Raw genomic sequence first — 23,787 nt, forward strand, 5'->3', positions numbered from 1 at the left:
TCAGGCCTGGGCGCAGGGGGTACCGGTCGACTGGTCCGCCGTCGCCCCGCCCACCGCACACCGCGCCGACCTGCCCACCTACCCCTTCCAGCACCAGCACTACTGGCTGGCCCCGCACGAGCCCGCCACCGGCGGCACCGGAACCGGCACCGGCGGCGCCGGCCCGGACCACCCGCTGCTCGGTACGGCACTGGAACTGCCCGGCACCGACGCCGTCCTTCTCACCGGACGGCTCGCCCTGCGCACCCAGCCGTGGCTCGCCCAGCACACCCTCGCCGAACGGGCCGTCCTGCCCGCCACGGCGTTCGTGGAACTGGCACTGCGCGCGGCCGACGAGGCCGGCTGCGAACGGATCGGCGAACTGACCGTGCTGGAACCGCTGGTGCTGCCCGAGCGCGGCGGCGTCCAGCTGCGCGTCGAGGTCGGCGAACCCGGCACCGAAGGCCGCCGCACCCTCGCGGTGCACTCCCGGCCCGACGGCGAGGCCAAGGGCTCCGCCTGGACCCGCCACGCCACCGGCACCCTGGAGGAGACGGCCCCCGACGACACCGCCGCACCCGACCTGACGGTGTGGCCGCCGACCGCCGCGCAGGCCGTCGACGTGACCGGCCTGTACGACGGGCTGGAGGAGCACGGACACGCCTACGGGCCCGCGTTCCGCGGACTGCGCGCGCTGTGGCGGCGCGGCGCGGAGGTGTTCGCCGAGGTCGCCCTGGACGAGGCGCAGCGCGCCGACGCCGCCGCCTTCGGCATCCACCCCGCCCTCCTCGACGCGGCCCTGCACGCGGTGCGCGCCGCCGCCCCCGGCGACGGCCTCCAGGTGCCCGCCGACTGGCGGGGCGTCACCCTGCGGGCGAGCGGCGCGCAGACCCTGCGGGTCGCCGTCACCCCGGCCCCCGACGGCACCGTCGCCCTGACCCTCGCCGACGCCACCGGAACCCCGGCGGCCACCGTCGACGCGGTCGCCCTGCGCCCGGCCGCCGCCGCGCACATCCGGCACGCCTCGGCCGCCCAGCGCGACGCGCTGTTCCACGTCACCTGGGTGGACGCCCCCGCCGTACGACCGGCCGAGGACGCGCCCCGAACCTGGGCCGTCATCGGCGCGGACCCCCTCCGGGCCCGCTCCGGGCTGATGGCGGCGGGCACCTACGCCGAGGCCTACGCGGACCTCGACGAACTCGCCGCCAGGATCGAGTCGGACGGCACCGCCCGGCCCGACGTGGTCCTGGTCTGCGCCGACGGCGACCGGCAGGCCGCCCGGGTGCTGCCGGCGCTGCGCACCTGGCTGGCCGACAGCAGGTTCGCCGACGCCCGCATGGCCGTCCTCACCCGCGGCGCCACCCCGGCCCACGGCACGCCCGTCCCGGACGCCGCCGAGGTGTGGGGACTGGTGCGCGCCCTGCAGGACGAGGCACCCGGCCGGTTCGTGCTGGCCGACACCGACGGCAGCAAGGCCTCCTGGCGCTCCCTGGTGGCCCAGCTGTCCGGCACCGAGTCCCAGCTGGCCCTGCGCCGCAGCACGGTCCGCGTGCCCCGGCTGGCCCGCGTCCGCCCCGCGGCACCCGCCCCGGCCGCCGACCCGGCCGGCACCGCCCTGCTCGGCGGGGCCGGCGGCCCCCTGGGCCGGCTCGTCGCCCGGCACCTGGTCACCGCGCACGGCGTACGGGACGTGCTGCTCCTGGAGGACCCGGCCCGGCCGGGCGGTGTCCGGGAACTGGCCGCCGACCTGACCGGGCTCGGCGCCCGGGTCGCCGTCGCCGCGCAGGACCCCGCCGACGCGTCCGCGCTGGCCGCCCTGCTCGACGAACTGCCCGCCGCCCGCCCGCTGCGGACCGTGCTGCACGTCAGCGAGCCCGGGCAGCCCGCGGTGGCCGCCGACCTCGCCCCGGACGCGCTCAGCGCGTCGGCGGCGGCCGACGCGGCCGCGGTGGAGGCCCTGCACACGGCCACCGCGGGCCGCGAGGTCAGCGCCTTCCTGCTGCTGGCCCCGGCGCACGGCCTGCTCGGCGGCACCGGGCACGCGGCGGCCGCCGTGGCCGCCGCCCACCAGCAGGCCCTGGCCCACGTCCGCCGGGCCGCCGGGGACACGGCCGTGGCGGTGGCGTACGGGCCCTGGAGCCCGGCCGGCCGGCCGGCCGCCGAGGCCGCGACCGCCCCGGCGTTCGTGCCCGTTCCCGCGTCCGACCTGCTCGACCTGCTCGACGCCGCCTGGGCGCTCGGCGAGCCCACCGCCCTGGTGGCCAGGCCCGCGTTCGAGGAACTCGGCCGCCGGGCCGGCGGCCGGCCGGCCCCGGCACTGCTGCGGACCCTGCTCGGCAGGCCCGCCCGGCGCCGCGCCCGGGACACCGCGGGCGACGAGGGCCCCTCGTTCCGCCAGCAGCTGGCCGCGCTCGACGACGACGCCCGCGAGCGGACCCTGCTCGACCTGGTCCGCTCGCACGCCGCCGCCGTACTCGGCCACGCCACGCCCGAGGCGATCGACCCCGAGCAGAAGTTCCGCGAACTCGGCTTCGACTCGCTGCTCGCGCTCGCCCTGCGCAACGCCCTCAACGCGGTCACCGGCCTGCGGCTGCCGCCCGGCGTGGTCTTCGACCAGCCGACCCCGGCCGAACTCGCCCGCCACCTCCAGCAGCGACTGCTCGCCCCCTGACCGCCACGGACACCTTCGAGGAGACCGGCAATGAGAACTGAAGGCGTCTTCATCGACTCCGTCGGCGTGTTCCTGCCCGACCGGATCAGCGCCGAACAGGGCGTCGCCGACGGCCTGTACGACGAGGAGGTGTACAAGGCGAGCGGGCTGACCGGCACGCACGTCGCCCCGGACATCCCCGCACTCGACATGGCGGTCACCGCCGCCCGCACCGCCCTGGAACGGGCCGGCCTCGACGCCGCCGACATCGAGTCCCACATCCACAGCGGCGTCTACCACCAGGGCCCCGACGGCTCCTACCCGCCCGCCTACGTGCTGCGTGAACTCGGCACCGGCAGCGTGCCCTCCCTGCACATCCGGCAGGGCTGCAACGGCATGCTCGCCGCCCTGGAGATCGCCGTCGGGCAGATCACCGGCGCCGCCGAGGTGGAGACCGCGCTGCTGACCTGCGCCCAGAACTTCTCCACCCCGCTGATCGACCGCTGGCGCGGGTTCGGCGACTCCTACATCCTCGCCGACGGCGCCGCCGCGGCCGTCGTCAGCGCCGCCGGCGGCTTCGCCGAGCTGCGCGCCATCAACTCCGGCACCCTGCCGGAGCTGGAGAAGTGGCACCGCGGCGACGAGTCGCTGCTGCCGCCCCGGGACGGCACCCGTGCCGAGGTCGCCGTCGCCGAACGCGCCGCCCTGTTCAACGAACGGGAGATGCCGCTGGCCGAGACCGTGGAGCGCATCGGCGAGTTCGACCTGTCCGTCGTCCACCGCTCCCTGGTCGACGCCGGGATCAACGCCGCCGACCTGGCCCGGGTCATCCCCATCAACCAGGACGGCCGCATGGTCGAGTTCTCGGTGCTCGCCCCGCTCGGCCTGCCGATGTCCCGCTCGAGCTGGGAGTACGGCCGCTCCGTCGGCCACGTCGGCGCCGCCGACCTGATCATCTCCCTCGACCACCTGATCCGCACCGGCGAACTCGCCCCCGGCGACCACGTCCTGCTGCTCTCCCAGGGCCCCGGCTGGATCAGCTCCTCCGCGGTGCTGACCATCACCGCCGTACCCGCCTGGTAACACCCGCCGCCCACCGCTCCAGGAGCACCCATGACCGAGGTCCGATCCGCCGTCCTGTCCGCCCCGGGCTGCGACATCCACTACGACGTCCGGGGCAGCGGGCCGCTGCTGCTGGTCATCCAGGGCGGCGGCGGGGACGCCTCCCGCACCGACGACCTCGTCGGCCTGCTCACCGACGACTACACGGTCGTCACCTACGACCGCAGGGGCCTGTCCCGCAGCCGGCTGCCGCAACCCGTCGACGCCGTCACCCCCGAGACCAACGCCGAGGACGCCCACCTGCTGCTGGCCGCCCTCACCGACGAACCCGCCCTGGTGCTCGGCTCCAGCATCGGCGCCAACATCGCCCTGCACCTGGCCGTGCGCCACCCCGGACAGGTGCGCTGCGCCATCGCCCACGAGCCCCTCGTCCTCGGCCTGCTCAAGCCGGGGGAGCGGGCCGAGGCCGCCCAGGCGCTGGTGAAGATCGAGGCCCTGTACGCCGCCGAGGGCTGGCCGGCGGCCGTGCGCGAGATGGCCGCCTTCAACCGCATCGACCTGAGCGTCGCCGACGTCGAACCCGGCGTCGTCCTGGAGCCGACCAGCGCCGACCAGACCGACAACATCGAGTTCTTCATCGGCAAGGAGGTCCCGCAGTTCCGCCGCAACCAGTTCGACGACGAGATGCTCGACCGGCTCAAGTCCGGCCCGGCGCGGGTCGTCCCGGCGGCCGGCGCCACCTCCGGCCGCAACTGGTCCTGGCGCTGCGCCGAGTCCCTCGCCGCCCGGCTCGGCACCCCCCTGGAGGCCTTCCCCGGCGGGCACATCGGCCTGAAGACGCATCCGAGGGCCTTCGCGGCGAAGGTGCGCGAGGTGCTGGCCGGCTGACACCGGCCGGCCAGGGACCGGGGCCGTACGGACCGGCAGCAGCTCCGCCAGCCCCTCCAGCAGCTCCCAGCCCGGCCGGGCCAGCAGACCGCGCCGCCCGGCCAGGCTGTGCAGCAGCTCCCGGGCGCAGGCGCCGGCCGAGCGCAGCGCCTCCTCCAGCAGGGCCGCCTGCGCCCCCGAGGTGCGTTCCAGGGCGGCCGCGCGCAACGCGGGCAGCCGGGCGTAGACGAACAGCTCGCGCAGACAGCGGTCCGCGCTCCACCACTCGTTCTGCCAGGAGACGTACACGCTCGCGGTACGGCTGCGCTCGGAGCGGAAGGCGTCCGCGACCCGCCCGGCCTCGTTCAGCCACAGCAGCAGCGCCTCGTGGAACAGCGACTCCTGGAGGCTGTAGACGGACGGCTCGGTGAACATGAAACCGGGCGGCAGCCGGTGCAGCCCCAGGCCGGTCAGGAACACGGTGAAGGGCAGGGCGCCGTACGAGCACGACGACATCGTCTCGCCCAGCGGCGCCAGGTCCGGCCGGGGCTTGAGCAGCACCACCGCGCCGACGAAGTCCCGCACCGCGTGCGCCGCCTCGGGGGACAGCCCGGGCAGCGTGTCGACGGCCTCCGTCAGCCGGGCCGTGGTCCGCGGCCCCGGCAGCACCGTGCGGTACCCGGACAGCCCCAGCTCCCGCAGCACCCGCGGGCTCAGCGCGGTCGCGTAGCGCAGCCGCAGCGCCCCGGTGCCGAACTCCACCAGCGACGCGCCGGCGAGCCCCAGCGCCTCGCCGCCGGGCGGCGGGGCCGGCCAGCGGCCGTGGTTGAGCCGCCCGGCGAGGTACGGCGGCGGGGTGCCCGCCCAGTCGCCGCCGGGCGCCGCGCCGCCGCCCCCGGCGAGCAGGGCGGCGTAGCGGGCGCGCACCGTCTCGAGGCCGGCGGGCCCGGCGGGCCGCCCGTCACCGCGCCGCGCGGCGGGCGGCACCGTCGGCAGGGTGGGCAGGGTGGGGGTGTTCATGGTGTCGTCGTCCTTCCTGGCGTGGACCCGGCGCGGGCCCGGCGGGTGCTGCGGGGCGCCCTCACGGGCCGGCGCGGCCGGTGACGGGCAGCCGGGCCAGCGAGGCCCTGGCGTACACCACCTGGTAGCCGGGGAGGGTGAACAGGGACTCCCGGAACGTGCTGGTCGCGTCCAGGGCGACCGGGGCCGGCGGGGCCGGGGCGCCGTACAGCTCGGCGCGCTCGGCCAGGAAGTAGTGCAGGTTCAGCGCGTCCTGCCGGCGCTGGCACACCCACCACCGGTGGCGCTCCTCGGGGCTGCCGTGGCGGCGCAGGTAGGCGGCGACGACCCGCTCCTCCAGCTGCTGCGCCAGCCGCTCGGAGGCCAGCTGGCCGAGCACGTCGCGCACCGGGCGGGCCCGCTCGTACAGACAGTGGCCCAGTTCGTGGGCGAGGCCCGCCAGCGCCTCCACGGTGGGCGCGTCCAGGCCGTGCACCACCAGCCGGCCGTCGTCGTCGACGCTGCGGAACGGCACCGGCACGTCGAGCCGCGACTCGGCGAGCACCCGCCGCACCTCCTGGGCGCGGCGGCGCAGCGGTTCCAGCCGGGGGAGCAGTTCGGCGGCGGGCGCGTGCGTGGGGTGGCGCAGCACGGTCGTCTCGGCGAGGAACGGCAGCCGCAGCTCCATCAGCGGCAGGAAGTCCGGGACGCGCAGCGGGATCAGCTCCCGGTAGCGGCCGTCGGCCAGCACCGCCGCCACCTGCCGTGCGGTCGCGTCGGACAGCCGTCGCAGCCACACCGCCTCCCGCAGCCGGGCCAGCGCCGCCCGCCGCCCGGCCAGCAGCGCGCCCAGCAGCGGGCCCCGCCCCAGCACCGACTCCTTCTGCACCTGCCGGCGGTGGTCCCGGTAGGCGGCGACCGCGGGCGCGTAACCGCGCAGCAGCGCCGTCCGGGCGCTCACCGCACCCGTCGTCGCACCCGTCATCCCGGCACCTTCCACGTCTCTGGTCCGGGGCGGGGCCGCCGGGCGGCGGCCCCGCCCCGTTCCGGCGGATCAGCCGCCGAGCGCTCCGTCCTCGTCGAGTTCGGCGACCAGCTCCTCGAGGTCGGCGGTCACCGCGCTCTGCAGCCGCGGCGTGCTCCGCCCGGCGTCCTCCTCCGCGGCGGCTGCCGCGGCGGAGACGTCGGCGGGGATGCCGGCAGGGGGGTCGGCGGGGGTGTCGGCGGGAATGCCGGCGGGGCCGGACATGGAACCTCCTCACGCAGCAGGGACCGTACGCGGCCCCGGACCGCACAGCGGTGGGCCGTCCGGAAGCCACCCCGCATCAACCCGCCCCGCGCTAAAGCGCGCGCTGCGTCCGGCCACCGGCACCCGCCCGGCACCCGTCGCGCCTCACACCGCGCAGGCCGCCAGCCGCCACACCCCCGGCCGCACCTCCGACCACCCCCGCGGCTGGTCGCCGGTGCCGTGCGTGCGCCGCACCCAGCGGTCGGCGTAGGACTCCAGCCGGGAGTCGCGCAGGGCCGTGGCCAGGGCGAGGCACTCGGTGAAGTGCGTACGGGCGCCGTCGGGGCCGTCGGTCTCCAGGCTGAGCAGGCCCAGCACCCGGTGGGCCTCGTACCGGCCCCGCAGGTCGTCGCCGGCCGCGTCCAGCGCGGTCGGGAGCAGCGCGGCCGCCCCCTCCAGGCCGCCGGCGTCGAGCTGGAGGTCGGCCAGCCCCACCAGCGCCCGGCCCCGTTCGGCGGCGGCCGGCGCCGCGTCGGCGGTCAGCAGCGCCCGCTCGTAGAACTCCGCGGCCGTCACCAGCTGCCGCCGCTGCCAGGCCAGGTCGCCCAGCGACCGCAGCAGCCGCGCCTCGGCGGCCAGGTCCTCCCGCCGCCGCGCCGCGTCCAGCGCCAGCGTGTGGCAGGTCTCCCACGCCTCCCAGGCGGCCCGCGCCTCCAGCAGCCCGGTCAGCGCGTCCGCCAGCGCCACCGCGGCGGCCCACAGCCCCGCCGCGTGACAGCGGCGTACGACCGCCACCAGCCCGTCCTGCCGCTCCGCGAACCACTCCAGCGGATGCAGCCCGTCCACCTCGGCGGCCCCCTCGGCCGCGGCGGTCCGCCCGGCGCACTCGGCGGCCAGCCGGGCGGTGGCCGTGCGCGCCTCCTCGGCCGGTGTCTCGGCGGCCAGGCACTCCAGCGCCAGCAGCCGCCACAGCTCGTGCAGCCGGTAGGACCCGCGGTCCGGTCCGTCCGCCACCCCGCGCAGCAGCCGCGCCTCGACCAGAGCGCGCAGCAGCTCCTCGGCCTTGAGGACGTCCTCGCCGAGCACCGCGGCCGCGGTCCGGGCCCCGAACGGCCCCGCCGGCACCAGGCCCAGCAGCCGGAAGCCGCGCCGCAGCGCCGGGGCGGCCTCCTCGTAGGAGGAGCGCAGCCGGTCCTCGAAGCCGGGCGCGGCCGCGCTCAGCTCGGCCAGCCGCCGGGGCTGCTCGCGCAGCCGCGCCGCCAGCATCTCCGGGCCCCAGTGCGGGCGGGAGGCCAGCCGGGCGGCCGCCGCCCGCAGGGCCAGCGGCAGCCCCCCGCACAGCGCGGCCACCTCCCGCACCGACGCCTCCCCGCCGCGCGGCGGGACCAGCCGGCCGGCCGCCGCGGTGAACAGCCGCCGCGCCTCGTCCTGCGGCAGCACGTCCAGCTCCAGCGCCCGGCCGGTCAGCTCCGGCGGCAGCCGGCGCCCGGTCAGCAGCGCGGTGCTGCCCGCGGTGTCCGGCAGCAGCGCCCGCGCCTGGGCCGGCGACACCGCCCCGTCCAGCACCAGCAGGATCCGCCGGTCCTCGGTCAGCCGGTGCAGGACGCGGCGCAGCTCGGCCTCCTGCGGCGGCAGCGGCCCGGCCACCCCGAACCGGCGCAGCAGCGCGGTCAGCGCGCCCGCCGGGTCCGCCGCGCCCAGCCCGTCCAGCTCCAGGAAGACCCGCCCGTCCGGGAACAGCCCGCCCAGCTCGTGCGCGGCGGCCACGGCCAGCGCCGTCTTGCCGGTGCCGGCCGCCCCGGTGACGGCCACACAGCCGCCGGCCGGGACGTCGCGCAGCAGCGCCCCGAGCCGGTCCAGTTCCTCGGCGCGGCCCACGAACACCGGGTCCCGTGCGGGCAGCCGGTCCAGCGCCTGCCCGGGCAGCCGCACCTGCCCCGGGGCCGCACCGGCCGGGGCCGTCACCGCCGGCGCCCCGGCCGGCCGGGCCGACGGCCGCAGCAGCTCCGGGTCACCGGCCAGGATCCGCTGGTGCAGCTGCTGCAGCTGCCGGCCCGGCTCGATGGCCAGCTCGTCCACCAGCGCCCGCCGCAGCTGGGTGAAGACCCGCAGCGCGTCCGCCTGCCGGCCGGTGCGGTACAGCGCCACCATCAGCAGCGCGTGGAACTCCTCGCGCATCGGCAGCTCGGTGACGACCGCCTGGAGTTCCCCGACCAGGTTCTGGTGCCCGCCCAGTTGCAGCTCGGCGCGGATGCGCTGTTCGAGCGCGGCGGTCCGCACCTCGGCGAGGCGTACGGCGGTGCGGTCCAGCAGCGCGCCGTGCGGGGTGTCGGAGGCCAGCGGCGCCCGCCACAGCGCCAGCGCCCGGCTCTGGAGGTCGGCCGCCGCGACGTGGTCGCCGCGCTGCAGCGCCTCCCGGCCGCTGCTGTGCAGCTCCTCGAAGACCGCCAGGTCCAGCTGCGCCGGGTCCAGGTACAGCGCGTATCCCGGCGGCCGGGTGACCAGCGCGTCCCGGCCGTACTCGGGGTCGGCGGCGTGCAGCAGCTTGCGCAGCTGCGAGATGTACACCTGGAGCGTGGTCGTGGCGGTGCGCGGGGGGTTCTCCCCCCACAGCTCGTCGATCAGGCTGTCCACCGAGACGACCTCGTTCGCCCGCACCAGCAGGGTGGCGAGCACCGCGCGGATCTTCGCCGCCCGGGGCGTGACCGGTACGGCCGACCCGGGCGAGGTGACTTCCAGCGGACCCAGAATCCGAAAACGCATGTTCCCCCATTTCTTCGGCTGCTTCCGCAGGCCGCACCGGCTCGCGTCCCGGCGCGCCGCGCCGGCGGACGCCCGCCGTGCCCGCCGTGCCGGCCGTACTGCCGGTACCGGCCCGTGCTGCCCGTGCCGTGCTGCCCGGCGCCGCCGCACCGCGGCGGCGTCCGGCCCCGTGCCGGCGCTGCCGTACGCCGGATTCCGGCCCCCGTCCCGTCCGGTCCCCGGGCGGCCGCGGCGGCCGCCCCGGCGAGGGCGTGTGCACGGCGTCGCGGGGCGGGCGGGGATCTCCGGGGGTCTCCGGCGACGGGGACCGGCGGCTCCGGGTCCTCACTGTAGGCACCGGCGGCCCCCCAGATTCGGACAGGCGTACCCCTAATTCCCCGGAACCGGTGGCCGGATCGCAAGCGGCGCTTTAGGCCGTGAGCCGAGCATGAGCGGGCCTTGGCGGCAGGAGGGGCGTCCTGCGCCCCGTATCGAAAGCGCCACGAGGGAGCCCACGTTGACCGCCGTTTTCCCCACCTTCACCGAGCTGCTCCGGGAGCGTGCCGACCGACTCGGCGACGCGGACGCCCAGATCTTCCTCACCGACCCCGGCGGACCCCGCCACCTGTCCTACGCCGAACTGGACCGGCGGGCCCGCGCGCTGGCGGTACGGCTGCGCGAACACGGCGCCCAGGGACAGCCCGTGCTGCTGCTCTATCCGCAGGGCCCGGAGTTCCTCGTCGGCTTCACCGGCTGCCTGTACGCCGGTGCGATCGCCGTGCCCGCACCGCTGCCCGGCGACCGGGGCGAGCGGCTCCAGCGGGTGTCCGGCATCCTCAAGGACACCGGGGCCCGGCTGGTGCTCACCGACGCCGAGCACGCGGCCGACACCTCGCTGTGGCTGGCGGTCACCGGCCGTGGAGAAACGGTTTGCCTGGCGACCGACCTCGACCAGGCCGACCCCGGCTCCTGGCGTGCCCCGCGCACCGGCCCGGACGACCTGGCCTTCCTGCAGTACACCTCCGGCTCCACCAGCAGGCCGCGCGGCGTGATGGTCAGCCACCGCAACCTGCTGGCCAACCAGGAGGCGCTGCACCGGCTGCTCGGCACCACCACCGCCGACCGCTTCACCAGCTGGCTGCCCCACTACCACGACATGGGCCTGATCGCGCATGTGCTGCACCCGCTGTGGCTGGGCGCGTTCTGCGTCCAGCTGCCGTCCGTCTCCTTCATCAAGCGGCCCGTCAGCTGGCTGCGCTCGATCGGCGAGTACGGCCTGACGGTCGGCGGCGGCCCCAACTTCTGCTACGACCTGTGCACCCGCCGGGTCACCGACGCCCAGCTCGCCGAACTCGACCTCTCCAGCTGGCGGCTGGCCCTGTGCGGCGCCGAACCGGTCCGCGCGGCCACCCTGGACGCCTTCGCCCGCCGGTTCGCCCCGGCCGGTCTGCGCGCCGGGAGCCTCTACCCCGGCTACGGCCTCGCCGAGGCCACCCTGGTCGTCTCCGGCGGCCGTCCGGGCGAACCGGCCCGCCGGCTCACGGTGGACGCCGCCGCCCTCGAGCACGACGAGCTGCGGGCCCCGGCCCCGGGCGCCCCCGCCCGCACGCTGATCGCCAACGGCCGCCCGCACGACCTCGACCTGCGCGTCGTCGACCCGGTCAGCGCACAGGAGGTGCCCCCGGGCCACGTCGGCGAGATCTGGCTGCGCGGCCCCAGCGTGGCTCAGGGCTACTGGCGCCAGCCCCTGGACACCGCCCACACCTTCCACGCCACCCCGGCGGGCCTGTCGCCCGGGACCGAGCCGCCGGCCCGGGCAGCGGCGGACGGCGCGGCAGCGGCCGGGGACGCCTGCCCGGTGGCCCGGGACACCGCCGGAGCGGCGCCCGCGGCAGCCGCGGACGCCGGCGCCGCACCCACGGGGTCCACCGACGCCGCGCCCACCGCGCACGGAGCGTTCCACGCGGCGCCCGGTGCCGGGGGAGAGGGGCGGCCCGCCGTGCCCGGCGCCGCCTTCCACGCCGCGATGCGTGCCGCGTTCGGCTCCGGCGGCGCCGGTGGCTGCCCGGTGATGGGCGGCATGAACAGCGCCCTCTTCACCCCCGCCGGCGCCACGTCCCCGCACGCCCCGCACGCCCCGCACGCTCCGCACGCTCCGCAGACCCCGCAGGCTCCCGCGGCACCGGCACCGGCACCGGCACCGGCACCGGCACCGGCACCGGCACCGGGGGACGCGACGGCCGCCGGGACCTGCCCCGCCCCCGGCGCCCCGGACACCCCCGGCACTCCCGGCACCTTCCTGCGTACCGGTGACCTCGGCGCCCTGCACGAGGGGGAGCTGTACATCACCGGGCGGCTGAAGGAGGTCATCATCCTCAACGGGCGCAACCTCTACCCCCAGGACCTGGAGTGGGCGATCCGGGACATCAGTCCCGCGCTCGGCGCCGGGCACGGGGCGGTGTTCACCGTGGACGCCGACCGGGAGCAGCTCGTCGTCGTGCACGAGGTCAGGGCGCCGCGCGCCGACACCGAGCGGCTGCGGGCGCTGGCCCGCCGGGTGCAGGCCCTGGTCGGCCAGAACTTCGACGTGCCGGCCGCCAACATCGCCCTGGTCCGCCCCGGCACCCTGCGCCGTACCACCAGCGGAAAGATCCAGCGCACGCTGATGCGCAAGCTCTTCCTGACCGGCCGGCTCTCGCCGCTCTACGAGGTCCTCGACCCCGCCGTGCGCGCCCTGATCCACACCACCGCCGACCTCGAGGCCGACGGGGACGCCACCCGCCCCGCCGCCGACCGGTCGCGGAGCACTTCGTGGTGAATGACGGCCCGCCCAACGGCGCCGTGCTGTCCCGCCCGCCCGGACCCGGCTGGCCGGAGAGCGACGCCCCGGCCCGGGTCGCCCGCCTGGAGGCGCTGCTCGGCGACCCGGCCGACCCGGACAACCCGGTCGGCCACCGCGCCCTGCTGCGCGCCGACCGCCGTGCCGTGCTGTCGGCCGACGGCGAGGCGCTGCTGGACGACTTCCGGATGAACCACGAGTTCGTCCCGGTGGACCTCGGCGGCCGCTTCGACTCGGCCGAGACCCTGCTGCGGGTGATGCGCCCGGTCTTCCGCCGTGACGTCTCCCTCGGCACCGGTTACGGCATGACCACCTTCATGGCCGCCTCCGACGTGTGGATGCACGGCGGCCCCGGCCAGCGCCGGTGGCTCGCCGGGCTGCTGCTCGGCGGCTCCAAGGCGGCCATCGCCCAGCACGAGACCGCGCACACCAACGACTTCGTGCGCAGCCAGGTCCGCGCCGAGGTGCTGCCCGGCGCCCTGTCGGTCACCGGCGGCAAACCGGTCGTCAACAACCTGCACCGCGCCGACGCCCTCGTGCTGTTCTGCCGTACCGCGGACGAGGGACTCACCGGCTGCCACTCCGCGCTGCTGCTCGACCCGCACACCCTGCCCGCCGACCGCTACCGCGTCACCCGCCGCCCGGCCGCCCTGGGCCTGCGCGGCTGCTACTTCGCCGGCGTCGAACTCGACGGGTGCGTCGTCCCGGACGACACCCTGCTCGGCCCGCTGGGCGGCGGCGTGGTCACCGCGCTGCGCTCCTTCCAGGTCAGCCGCACCCTGATGGCGTCCCTGGTCTCCGCGGCCGTCGACACCGCGCTGCGCACCGCCGTCCTGGTGGACCGCTCGCAGGGCCCCGGCCGCGCCGGCCTCGCCCCCGCCGACCCGCAGCACACCTCCGCCACGCTCGCCGGCGCCTTCGTCAACCTGCTGCTGTACGACTGCCTCGCGGTCGTCGCCACCCGGGCGCTGCACCTGCTGCCCGCCGAGACCAGCGTGTACTCCTCGGCGGTCAAACTGCTGCTGCCCCGGGTGCTCAGCGACACCATGTACGACCTGGCGACCGTGCTCGGCTCGCGGATCTACGCCCGTGAGGGCACCGTGGGCGTCTTCCAGAAGCACATCAGGGACGTGCCGGTGGTCAGCCTCGGCCACGCCGGCACCGTCGCCTGCCAGGCGACGATCATCCCGCAGCTGCGGCCGCTGGCCGAGGCGTCCTGGTTCACCGGCGCCGAGGCCCCCGCCGCGCTGTTCCGCCCCGGCACCCCGCTGCCCCCGTTCGCCTACGACCGCCTCGCCCTGGCCTGCGGCCGGGACAGCGTCAGCGCCACCCTCCTGGAGGTCGGCGCGGCGCTGCCCGGCGGCGGCCCCGTCGAACGCGCCCTGCGCGCCCTGGCCGGCCAGCTGACGGCGGAACTGCACGAGCTGCGCGGGCGGGTGCTCGCGCTGCCCCCGCCCGACCCCGCCCGCCCGGTCGGCCCGGCCTGGTTCGCGCTGACCGACCGGTACGTGCTGGTGCTCGCCGCCGCCTGCGTGCTCGGCGTGTGGTGGCACAACCGCTCCGGCCCCGACCCGTTCCTCGCCGACCCCGCCTGGGCGACCGCCGCCCTGCACCGCATCGCCCAGCGGCTCGGCACCCCCGCCACCGGCCTGCCCGCCGAGTGCACCGCGCGGCTCCACCAGGAGGTCCTCGCCCGCTACGGCGACCGGCGCAGCTTCGACCTGTACAACACACCGCTTCCGGGCTGAGCGGCCCCGAGCATCAGGACAAGGAGCCTTCAGGGATGACCCTCTCCCCGCCGCGGTACACCGAGGCCCCGCTGCACCAGTGGCTGACCACGCACCTGGCGGTCTACCTGGACCGCCTGCCGGAGAACATCGAGGCGACCGTGCCGCTGGCCGAGTACGGCATGGACTCGGTGTGCGCGCTGAGCCTGTGCGGCGACATCGAGGACGAGTTCGGCATCGCCGTCGAACCGTCCCTGGCCTGGGACCACCCCACGGTGGCCGGCCTGGCAGCCCATCTGGCGGCCCGCGGCGCGGACCCGGCGAACGGGCGGCAGCGGTGAACTCCGTGGCCGTGGTCGGCCTGGACTGCGTCTTCCCCGCCGCGCACGGCGTCGAGGCGTACTGGGACCTGCTGATGCGGCAGGGCGACGCGATCGGCCCCCTGCCCGCCGACCGCGGCGGACCCGGCTTCGACGCCGACGTGCGCGGCGGCTTCGTCGAGGACGCGGCCGTCTTCGACAACGACTTCTTCACCGTCTCCCCGCGCGAAGCGGCCGCCATGGACCCGCAGCAGCGGCTCCTGCTGCAGTGCGCCTGGCGGGCCCTGGAGGACTCCGGCCGCTCCCCGGCCTCCCTCGCCGACAGCGACACCGGCGTCTTCGTCGGCGTCATGGGCAGCGAGTGGGCCCAGCTGCACATGGGCGACTACGCCCGGGTCACCCCGCAGCTCGGCGCCGGCAGCAGCGCCGGCATGACCGCCAACCGCATCTCCTACCACCTGGACCTGAAAGGGCCGAGCCTCGCGGTGGACACCGCCTGCTCGTCCTCCCTGGTCGCCGTCCACCTCGCCGTCAACTCCCTGCTCTCCGGGGAGTGCTCCACCGCGCTGGCGGCCGGCGTCAACCTGGTCCTCACCCCCGCGCTCGGCCTGGTCTACCGGCAGATGGGGCTGATGGCCCCGGACGGCCGCTGCAAGCCGTTCAGCATGGACGCCGACGGCATCGGCCGCAGCGACGGCGCCGGCGTGGTCGTCCTGCGCCGGCTGGAAGACGCGCTCGCCGACCACCAGCGCGTCTACGCCGTCGTCCGCGGCACCGCCGTCAACCAGGACGGCCGCAGCAACGGCGTGACCGCGCCCAGCCGCTGGGCCCAGCGGGACGTCGTCGCCGCCGCCTACCGGCGGGCCGGGGTGCGCGCCGAGCAGATCCGGTTCCTGGAGGCGCACGGCACCGGCACCACGCTCGGCGACATCATCGAGTGCGCGGCCCTCGGCGAGGTGCACGCGGTGCCCCGTGAGCAGCCGTGCGCCATCGGCTCGGTGAAGGGCAACATCGGCCACACCGAGGGCGCCGCCGGCATCGCCGGCCTGATCAAGACCGCGCTGGCGCTGTACCACCGGATCGTGCCCGCCAGCCGGTTCGCGCTGCGCGAGAATCCCCGGCTGCGGCTCGCCGAACGGGGCCTGAGCCTGCTGAAGACACCCGTGCGGCTGCCCCCCGGGGAGGTGCTCGCCGCGGTGAGCAGCTTCGGCATGGGCGGCACCAACGCCCACGCCGTGCTGGCCTCCGCGCCCCGCCCGGCGCGCCCCGCCGAGCGCGGCCCGGCCGGCACCGGGGTGTTCACCGTCTCCGGCGACACCCCCGAGGCGCTGCGCCGCAACCTGGCCGCGCAGGCCGAGACGCTGGCCCGGCGGCCGCGCGGCGACGCCGCGGCCGTCTGCTGGACCAGCAACAAGGTCAAGACCGGCCTGCCCTACCTGGCCGCGTTCACCGCCCGCGACACCGCCGAACTCGCCACCACCCTGCGGCACGCCGCCGACGACGAACAGCTGCGCGCCTCCGTCGCCGACCGCGCCTGGCGGCCCCCGGTGATCGCCTTCCTGTACTCCGGGCAGGGCTGCCAGGAACCCGGCATGACCGCCGCCCTGTACCGGGAGTCGGCCCTGTACCGGCGGCACCTGGACGACGCCGACGACGCGCTGCGCCCGCACACCGGCGACTCGGTGCGCGAGCTGCTCCTCGCCGACGACCCGGCGGTTCACCTGACCCGCCGGGCGCAGCCCGCCCTGTTCGCGGTCGCCTACGCCCTCACCCGGACCCTGGCAGACCTCGGCGTCGTACCCGACGCGGTGCTCGGCCACGGCACCGGGGAGTACCCGGCCGCCGTCGCCGCCGGCGCGCTCGGCCTGACCGACGCCGCCCGCCTGGTCGCCGCGCACGCGGCCGCCGCGGACGCGCTGGCGGACGGGGGGATGCTCGCCGTGCGCGGTGCCCCCGAGGAGATCGGCGACGTGCTCGAGGACCACCCGGGGCTGTTCGTGGCCGCGCTGGACGGCCCGCGCGACACCGTCCTGTCCGGGCCGGCCGACCAGCTGGAGGCGGCCGCCGGGACGCTGGCCGGCCGTGGGCTGCGCGTCGGCCGGCCGCGGGTGGCCCGCCCCGCGCACGGCCCGGCCGCGGCCGCCGTCGCCGACCGGATCGCCGCCGGACCCGGGCCGGCGCGGCCCGCCGCGCCCCGGCCGGCCATGGCCTCGTCCCGCTGGGGCCGGATGCTCGGTGACGGCGACGTCCTGGACGCCGCGTACTGGGCGGGAGCGGCCGTCGAACCGGTCCGGTTCGCCGACGCGCTCGCCGCGCTGACCGCCGAGGCCGCGCCCACCTGCCTGGTGGAGATCGGCCCCGCCCGGCACCTGCTGGACCTGGCCGAACGGTCAGGACTGCCACCGGGCGTACGGTTGCTGCACCCGGCGCCGGGCCGGGCGGCCACCGCCACCGACCTCGCCGAGACCCTCGGCGGCCTGTACCTGGGCGGCGTGGAGCCCCGCTGGGACGCCCTGTACGCACCGGCGCACCGGCGCACCGAACGCCTCGCCCCGTACGTGTTCTCCGACGCCCGCCGCTTCTGGCACGCCGCCCCGGCGCCCGCGCCGTCACCCCTCCCGCAGTTCCCGGCCCAGGCCACGCAGCCGCCGTCCATGACCGCCGCCGTCCCGGCCGCCGCCCCGGCCGGCGACGCGGTCCTGGCCGCCGTCGTCGACGCCGTCGTCGAGGTCGGCGAGTACCCGCGCGACCAGGTCGTCGCCGACGCCCGCTTCTACGAGGACCTCGGCTTCGACTCGGTGATGATCATGCAACTGAAGGACCGCATCGAGCAGCGGCTGCCGCAGGCCGCGGGCATCACGGTGCAGCAGCTGCTGCCCGCGCTGCGGTCGGTGGGCACCCTCGCCGCGCTCGTGCGGGAGATGACCACGGTGGGAGCCCCGGCATGACCGGACACACCCCGCTCATGCACCTGGCGGGCACCGGCACCGCGCTGCCCGGCGACCCCGTCGGCAATGCGGAACTGAGCGGCGCCTTCGGGATCAGCGAGGACTGGATCGACCTGTTCGTCGGCACCCGCACCCGGCACTTCGGCTGGGACCCGGCCACCGGGAAGGTCACCCACAGCCTGACCGACCTGTGCGCGGAATCCTCGGTACGCGCCCTGGCCGCAGCCGGCGTGGACGCCCGCGAGCTGGACTTCCTGGTGCTGTCGACGGCGACGCCCGACTCGCTGCTGCCCACCACCGCCAACGAGACCGCCGACCGCCTCGGCCTCAACCACCTGCCCACCTACCAGATCCAGGCCGGCTGCTCCGGCGCCGTCCAGGCGCTCGACGTGGCCCGCGCCCTGCTCGCCGGCGGCCACCGCACCGGCCTGGTCGTCGCCGGCGACGTCACCGACCGGTTCCTGCGGGCCGGGCAGGACGCGTCCGCGCTGGCCACCCAGGAACTCGTCAACTACGTGCTGTTCGGCGACGGGGCGGCGGCCGCCGTGGTCACCGCCGACCCGCACCCCGGCGCGGTGGCGGTGCGCGCCCTGCTGCACCGCTTCACCGGGCAGGGCCGCCCGCCGGGGCAGGTCGTCGGCTGGCACGGCGCCGCACCGCCGGACCCCGGCCGCCGCATGCTCCACGAGGACTACCGCACCATCGAGGAGAAGGTGCCCGCACTGGCCGGCGAGACCGTGTGGGACCTGCTGCACACCACCGGCTGGGACCTGCGGGACATCGACTACGTGCTGCCGCCGCAGCTGTCCGGCCACATGACCGACCGCATCGTCGCCGGCCTCGGCCTGCCCGCCACGACCCGCGAGATCTCCTGCGTCCGCGACACCGGCAACACCGGCAACGCCCTCCCGCTGTTCCAGCTGGACCGCCTGCTGTCCCGGCTGGCGCCCGGCGAACGGGCCCTGTCCGTGGTGGTGGAGTCCAGCAAGTGGATCAAGACCGGCCTGGCCCTCGAACGCCCGGCACCCTCCGGCGAAGCGGGGCACGGCCGATGACCGACACCGTGGCGGAGAACCCTTTCCGCACCCCGCCGGCGCCCACCGCGGGCACCCCGCCGCCGGCCGGCGCCCTCGCCGAGATCCGCGCCCTGCACGGCGCCGGGCGGCTCGCCGAGGAATACCCGCGGGTGGCACCGCTGCTGGCCCGGCTCGTCGACGCCGCCGACCGGGACGAGGCCAGGACCGCCGAGGACCTGGCGCGGTGCGGCAGCCTGCTGTCCCGGCTGCGGCCCGAGGACGTCCTCGCCCACCACCCCGGCACCCCCACCGTCGCCGTGGCCGTCACCGGGCACTCCGGCACCGCCCAGCTGCCCGACCCGCTGGTCGCCGAACTGGCCCGGCACGGGCTGCTCGCCCGCCTGGTCACCGGCGACCACGGCGCCTACCTGCGCGACCTCACCGACCCCGGCAGCGAGCTGCGCGGCCACGCGGCCGAGCTGACCCTCTGCGTCCTCGGCGCGGACGCCGTCGCCGACCTGCTCCCGCTGCCGTGGACGGCCGCCGACGCCGAACAGGCCTGCGCCCGGCTCCTGGAACGCCTCCGGGCGGTCGCCGCCGCGCACGACGCCCACGGCACCGGCGCCCTCGTCCTCACCACCGTCCCGCTGCCGCGCACCCTCACCCACCAGCTGACCGACCAGCGGCAGCGGGCCCTGCTCGGCGCCCTGTGGCGGGAGTTCAACGCCCGCCTGCTGCGGATGACCGCCACCCACCCCGCGCTGGCCGTCGTCGACCTCGACCCGCTCATCGCCGAGGGCGGCCCGGCCACCGACCCGCGCCTGGCCCTCTACACCCGCGGCGCCTTCACCCCGGCCCTGCTCGCCGCGCTCGCCCGCGAGGCCGTGCACGTGCTGCGCGCCCGCCGCGGCCTGGGCCGCAAGTGCCTGGTCCTCGACCTGGACCACACCCTGTGGCACGGCGTGCTCGGCGAGGACGGGCCCGACGGCATCGACTGCGGGCCCACCCTGCGCGGGGAGCCCTACGCCGCCGTGCAGCGCGTCGCCAAGCAGCTCGCCTCGCAGGGCGTCCTGCTCGCCGTCAGCAGCAAGAACGACCCCGGCCCGGTGCGCGAGGTGCTGCGCGAGCACCCCGACATGACCCTGCGGGCCGACGACTTCGTCACCGTCCACGCCGGCTGGGACCCCAAGGACACCGCGCTGCGCGCCATCGCCGCCGGACTGGGCATCGCCACCGACGCCCTGGTGTTCGCCGACGACAACCCCGCCGAACGGGCGCTGATCCGCCACCGCCTGCCCGGCACCGCCGTGATCCCGCTGGGCACCGAACCCGCCCGGCACGTCGCCCGGCTGCTGGCCGACGGCTGGTTCGACACCCCGTACCTCACCGACGACGACCGGGGCCGCACCGGCCAGTACCGGGCCAACGCCGAGCGGGCCCGGCTGCGCGAGTCGACCGGCTCCTACGAGGACTACCTCAGGGAACTGGAGGTCGTCGTCCGCATCTCCCCGCCCCGCCCCGGCGAACTGCACCGCATGTCCCAGCTCTCCCTGCGCACCAACCAGTTCAACCTCACCGGGGAACGCGTCCCGCCCGAACGGATCGGCGCACTGCACACCGACCCGGCCCACCGGCTGCTCGCGGTGCGGGTCAGCGACCGCTACGGCGACAGCGGCCTGGTGGGCGCGGTCTTCGCCCACCACCTCGACGACGGCCTGCACATCGACAACCTGCTGCTCAGCTGCCGCGCCCTGGCCCGCGGCATCGAGCACGGCTGCATGACCGCGCTGCTGCGCCACGCCCGCGCCCGCGGGCTGCCCGCGGTACGCGCCCGTTTCCGCGCCACCCGCAGCAACGGCCGCTCCAGCGGCTTCTACCCCTCGCTCGGCTTCGTGCCCGAGCCCGCGGCCGACCGGGCCGGGGCCGGGGAGGAGCTGCTGTTCCGGCACGACCTCGCCGACATCCCCGCCCTGCCCGGGCACCTCACCGTCGAGGCCGACTTCGAAGGAGCCACCGATGAGCCGTGAGCGCACGGCAGGCCTCGCGGGCTTCCTCGACGCCGTACGCGAGGAACTCGGCCTCGACCTGACCGAGGACCAGGCCGCCGTCGACTTCGACGCGCTGCCCGAGTGGGATTCGGTGCACCTGCTGCGGCTGCTGATGCTCCTGGAGCGCGAGACGGGCCGCAGCCTGCCCGTCGGCAGCCTGCTGCGCACCCGCAGCCTGCGCGAGATCCACGCCCTGGTCACCACCGCCGGACCCGACGACGGGACGGACACACGATGAACGCGGCGGGCGGCGACCTGATCGTCGTGACGGCGGAGGGCACCGACTGGTCGGCGGTCCGCGACGACCTGCGCGAGCACGGCACCGCGGTGGTCCACGGACGCCTCGACGACTGGCGGCCCGCCGCCGCGGACGGCCCCGCGCTGCGCGCGGTCCTGGGCCGGGACTGGACCCGCTACCGGGACATCGAGCACCCCGACATCCGGGGCCGGTACGCGGCCTCCCGGCGGCTGCTCAAACACGCGGCGGCGGCCGCGCTGCGCGCCGAGGCGGCCGACCTGGAGCTGGCCTACGGGCCGACCGGACGGCCGTACCTGCGCGGCTGCGACCAGATCGACATCAGCCTCAGCCACACCGACGACCTGCTGCTCGTCGGCCTGACCACGCGCGGGCTGATCGGTGTGGACGCCGAGCGCGCCGACCGCAGCATCTACGCCCGCGGCCTGGACCGGCACGTGTGCACCCCGCACGAGCGGCTGCTGCTGTCCGAACTGCCCGAGCCCGAGCGCAATCCCAGCCTGGTGCGCCTGTGGACCCTGAAGGAGGCCTACAGCAAGGCGATCGGCCAGGGCATCCAGTTCCGCTTCACCGAGTTCGGCTTCGGCCCCGGCAGCCGCCCCACCCAGGTCAACCGTCCCGACGGCACCGCCGGCACCGGCGACGAGTGGGCGCTGCGCACGGTCGCCCTGGACAGCGGCGGCACCGCCTTCGTGGTCAGCGTCGCCGTCTACGACGCCGGCCTCGGCCGCACCCTCGACACCGAGATCACCACCATGCTCGACGCCGAGGCGGCCGCCGCCATCCAGCAGGCACTGGACGCCGAACGGCAGGAGTGGTCCACCATCCTCGGCCGCTGAGAGCCGCCGCACCGGCCCCGCCCGCCGCACCTGGCGGCCGGCCCGCCCGGGTCACACGTCCTCGACCACCGACACGGTCGCCTCCGTCACCGCCCGGCCCGACTGCGTCAGCGTCAGCATCAGCGGGACCAGCCGGCGGCCCAGCGCGTCCTGGCCGGCCGCCTGGGCCACGGCCACGCAGCGCAGCGGCAGGTCGGGCTCGGCGTAGCCGCGGAAGTGGGTGTGCACGGCGGCCGGGGCGCTGTGCCGGGGATCCAGGCCGTGCAGCCGGTGCGCGCCCAGCAGCGCGGTCTGCCGCAGGACCTCCAGCAGCAGCGCCGGGGCGGGGGAGCCGTCGTCCTGGACCAGCCCGGCCGGCCAGGCGTGCGGCGGCCGTACGGTCGCCGACAGCCGGTTGCCGTCGGCGGTGAGGGGCTCCTGCAACAGGACGTTGGCGGCCGCCGACCGCCCCACCTCCAGCGGCTGCGGACCGCACGCGGCCCGCGGCGCGTCCCCGGCCCCGCCCGCCTCCGGGTCCCTGGCCGCCGCGGCCAGCGCGACGGCCCGGCTGTCCGCACGGTGGCTGTGGTGCAGCAGCGGCGCGAGGAACAGCAGGCTCGCCGACCCGGTGCCCGCCGGAACACCGTCGATCTCCAGCCCGGTGTCGAACTCCAGCGCCCGGGGGACGCCCGAGATCACCTTGTCCGGACGCACCCGCATGGTCACCGCCAGGGAGCCGGTCCCGGAGTGCCGGCGCCAGGCGCTCACGTCGCCGAGGTCCAGGCCGAACCGGTAGAAGACCCCGGTCCGGTCGGCCGGGATGCCGAAATGCCCCTGCCCGATGCCCTCGCTGACCTGCCGGACCATCGCCAGCGCCGCCTGCGGGTCGTGGAACAGCCCGGGGCCGTCGTTGAACAGCGGGTGGTCGTCGGGGAGGTCACCGGTGAGCACGAACTCCTGCGTCAGGTCCGCGGGGCCGTCCGCCGCCCGCGGGTCGAAGGTGTGCGGCCGGTGCACGAGGTGACGGCCGGCCCGGGTGCGTTCCGCCGGTGCGGAGTTCCTCATCGGCTCATCCTCCCCGGCCGTGGCCCGGCCGCCCTGCGACAGTTCGCCTCAGCGTGCCGGGCCCGCGCCGGGCCGGACCAGCCGCGGACGCTGGCACGTTGTGGCCTGACAGGCAGTGCCGCCGCGGCGGCCCCGGGCGCGGCGCCGCTGGACCGGGGCCACCGTCACGGCGACTCCTGCGCGTCCAGCATGCCGAGCTGCGCGACGTTCACCCCGGCCTGGAACCGGCTGGTCGCGTCCACGCTCAGCATGATCTGGGAGATGTAGCGGCGGCAGGTGCGCACCGACATGCCCAGCCGGCGGGCCACCAGTTCGTCCTTGTAGCCCTGGGCCATCAGCTTGATGATCGACCGCTTCAGGTCGTCGGTCACCTCGGCCCCGTCCTCCGCGCCCGGCACGAACTGGGTGGCCCCCTCCCACAGGTGCTCGTACACCCGGCACAGGAACGCCACCAGCGTCGGTTCGCGCACCACCACCGCCCCGGGCACCCGGCCGTCCACGTGCTGCTCCGGCAGGAACGCCACCTCACGGTCGTAGATGACGATCCGGTCGATCAGCTCGTTGGTGGTGCGCACCTCCGCGCCGTGCTCGGTCACCGCCTGCACATAGGCGGTGGTGGCCAGGTCGCTGCGCGCGGTGTGCTGGTACAGGTGCCGGATGCGCACCCCGCGGTCCAGCCGCTCCAGCACCTTGGGGCGGGCGTTGGCCAGCAGGGTGGAGGGGCGGGCCCCGCCGGGCTGGGCGGTGAGCATCTCCTGCCGGCAGCGCTCGCCCTGTTCGTCCAGCATGGCCTGCAAGGCATCGATGTCACTGATCACGTCGAAGGCCTCGGCCTGGTTGCGCTGCTGCCGGCTCTCGAAGTAGGTCGAGCGCAGGGTGCCCAACTGGTCGCGGACCTCGGTGACCGTGCGCTGCATGTCGCGGATGCGCGACTCGGTCGGCCCCACCAGGTCGGCCACCGCCGCGTCCGGGCTGACCGGCACCAGCACCTCCGGCTCGCCCGGCAGGGGCCGCAGCAGGCTCAGCGTCTGCAGTCGCTCCTGGATGGCGGCGGCCTTTTCCAGGGACACCCCGAGGGTGGTCGCCATCTCCTCGCGGACAAAGCGGCCCAGCAGCACTGCATTGCGGTACGCTCTCGCCTCGGCTTCGTCCAGCATGGCGAAACTGCTGGCAATGAGGGCGCTTTCAGACATTGCAGGCTCACTCCCCCGTGACGAGAACTT

Annotated in this window: 17 protein-coding genes; 12 read left to right on the plus strand and 5 right to left on the minus strand. The window is 76.6% G+C overall.

Features of this window, described 5'->3' with window-relative positions; all coding sequences use genetic code 11:
* The 4 genes from ACZ6CZ_RS31795 to ACZ6CZ_RS31810 form a co-directional block, all read left to right on the plus strand.
* The coding region (locus ACZ6CZ_RS31795) for a polyketide synthase dehydratase domain-containing protein (RefSeq protein WP_469028116.1) at nucleotides 1-2,650 on the plus strand (2,650 nt) is incomplete at its 5' end.
* Between the two features lie 30 nt (nucleotides 2,651-2,680).
* Nucleotides 2,681-3,712, plus strand: a complete 1,032-nt coding sequence (locus tag ACZ6CZ_RS31800) for a ketoacyl-ACP synthase III family protein (protein WP_469028118.1) — start codon at nucleotides 2,681-2,683, stop codon at nucleotides 3,710-3,712.
* A gap of 30 nt (nucleotides 3,713-3,742) precedes the next feature.
* Nucleotides 3,743-4,579 carry an alpha/beta fold hydrolase gene (locus ACZ6CZ_RS31805; protein ID WP_469028120.1) on the plus strand — a complete coding sequence of 279 codons (837 nt, stop codon included), beginning with the start codon at nucleotides 3,743-3,745 and terminating at the stop codon, nucleotides 4,577-4,579.
* A 460-nt stretch (nucleotides 4,580-5,039) separates the two neighbouring features.
* Nucleotides 5,040-5,288, plus strand: coding sequence for a hypothetical protein (locus ACZ6CZ_RS31810; RefSeq protein WP_469028123.1), 249 nt, complete (start codon nucleotides 5,040-5,042; stop codon nucleotides 5,286-5,288).
* A 351-nt stretch (nucleotides 5,289-5,639) separates the two neighbouring features.
* On the opposite strand, the gene ACZ6CZ_RS31815 is transcribed toward ACZ6CZ_RS31810, so the two are convergent.
* The 3 genes from ACZ6CZ_RS31815 to ACZ6CZ_RS31825 form a co-directional block, all read right to left on the minus strand.
* The gene (locus ACZ6CZ_RS31815) at nucleotides 5,640-6,542 is read right to left on the minus strand and encodes a hypothetical protein (RefSeq protein ID WP_469028125.1); all 903 of its coding nucleotides are present in this window, start codon (nucleotides 6,540-6,542) and stop codon (nucleotides 5,640-5,642) included.
* A gap of 69 nt (nucleotides 6,543-6,611) precedes the next feature.
* Nucleotides 6,612-6,806 (minus strand): hypothetical protein, encoded by a 195-nt coding sequence (locus ACZ6CZ_RS31820; protein ID WP_469028126.1) that lies wholly within the window; start codon nucleotides 6,804-6,806, stop codon nucleotides 6,612-6,614.
* A 144-nt stretch (nucleotides 6,807-6,950) separates the two neighbouring features.
* On the minus strand, nucleotides 6,951-9,548 hold the full coding sequence (locus ACZ6CZ_RS31825) for an AfsR/SARP family transcriptional regulator (protein ID WP_469028129.1): 2,598 nt from the start codon (nucleotides 9,546-9,548) through the stop codon (nucleotides 6,951-6,953).
* Between the two features lie 427 nt (nucleotides 9,549-9,975).
* Here ACZ6CZ_RS31825 and ACZ6CZ_RS31830 point away from each other — a divergent pair, with 427 nt between their 5' ends.
* The 8 genes from ACZ6CZ_RS31830 to ACZ6CZ_RS31865 are packed head-to-tail and all read left to right on the plus strand — an operon-like array spanning nucleotide 9,976 to nucleotide 21,520.
* Nucleotides 9,976-12,345, plus strand: a complete 2,370-nt coding sequence (locus ACZ6CZ_RS31830) for a fatty acyl-AMP ligase (RefSeq protein WP_469028131.1) — start codon at nucleotides 9,976-9,978, stop codon at nucleotides 12,343-12,345.
* Entirely contained in the window at nucleotides 12,339-14,114 is a 1,776-nt protein-coding gene (locus tag ACZ6CZ_RS31835; RefSeq protein ID WP_469028133.1) for an acyl-CoA dehydrogenase, read from the plus strand. Before ACZ6CZ_RS31830 ends, ACZ6CZ_RS31835 begins: the two co-directional genes overlap by 7 nt.
* A 35-nt stretch (nucleotides 14,115-14,149) precedes the next feature.
* Nucleotides 14,150-14,434: an acyl carrier protein gene (locus tag ACZ6CZ_RS31840; protein WP_469028136.1), complete on the plus strand. Its 285-nt coding sequence runs from the start codon at nucleotides 14,150-14,152 to the stop codon at nucleotides 14,432-14,434.
* Nucleotides 14,431-17,361 (plus strand): type I polyketide synthase, encoded by a 2,931-nt coding sequence (locus ACZ6CZ_RS31845; protein WP_469028138.1) that lies wholly within the window; start codon nucleotides 14,431-14,433, stop codon nucleotides 17,359-17,361. The genes ACZ6CZ_RS31840 and ACZ6CZ_RS31845 overlap by 4 nt, the downstream gene beginning before the upstream one ends.
* Nucleotides 17,358-18,416, plus strand: a complete 1,059-nt coding sequence (locus ACZ6CZ_RS31850) for a 3-oxoacyl-[acyl-carrier-protein] synthase III C-terminal domain-containing protein (RefSeq protein WP_469028140.1) — start codon at nucleotides 17,358-17,360, stop codon at nucleotides 18,414-18,416. Before ACZ6CZ_RS31845 ends, ACZ6CZ_RS31850 begins: the two co-directional genes overlap by 4 nt.
* On the plus strand, nucleotides 18,413-20,404 hold the full coding sequence (locus ACZ6CZ_RS31855; RefSeq protein WP_469028143.1) for an HAD-IIIC family phosphatase: 1,992 nt from the start codon (nucleotides 18,413-18,415) through the stop codon (nucleotides 20,402-20,404). Before ACZ6CZ_RS31850 ends, ACZ6CZ_RS31855 begins: the two co-directional genes overlap by 4 nt.
* Complete coding sequence (locus tag ACZ6CZ_RS31860) at nucleotides 20,394-20,663, plus strand: phosphopantetheine-binding protein (RefSeq protein WP_469028145.1); 270 nt, start codon at nucleotides 20,394-20,396, stop codon at nucleotides 20,661-20,663. The genes ACZ6CZ_RS31855 and ACZ6CZ_RS31860 overlap by 11 nt, the downstream gene beginning before the upstream one ends.
* Nucleotides 20,660-21,520 carry a 4'-phosphopantetheinyl transferase family protein gene (locus ACZ6CZ_RS31865; RefSeq protein ID WP_469028148.1) on the plus strand — a complete coding sequence of 287 codons (861 nt, stop codon included), beginning with the start codon at nucleotides 20,660-20,662 and terminating at the stop codon, nucleotides 21,518-21,520. The genes ACZ6CZ_RS31860 and ACZ6CZ_RS31865 overlap by 4 nt, the downstream gene beginning before the upstream one ends.
* A gap of 51 nt (nucleotides 21,521-21,571) precedes the next feature.
* Here ACZ6CZ_RS31865 and ACZ6CZ_RS31870 read toward each other — a convergent pair whose 3' ends face one another.
* Both ACZ6CZ_RS31870 and ACZ6CZ_RS31875 read right to left on the minus strand, forming a co-directional pair.
* On the minus strand, nucleotides 21,572-22,564 hold the full coding sequence (locus ACZ6CZ_RS31870) for an AfsA-related hotdog domain-containing protein (protein ID WP_469028150.1): 993 nt from the start codon (nucleotides 22,562-22,564) through the stop codon (nucleotides 21,572-21,574).
* Nucleotides 22,565-22,728: 164 nt separating this feature from the next.
* Complete coding sequence (locus ACZ6CZ_RS31875) at nucleotides 22,729-23,757, minus strand: hypothetical protein (protein WP_469028152.1); 1,029 nt, start codon at nucleotides 23,755-23,757, stop codon at nucleotides 22,729-22,731.
* Nucleotides 23,758-23,787: the final 30 nt, after the last annotated feature.

It is taken from the genome of Streptomyces sp. NPDC041135 (assembly GCF_055592085.1).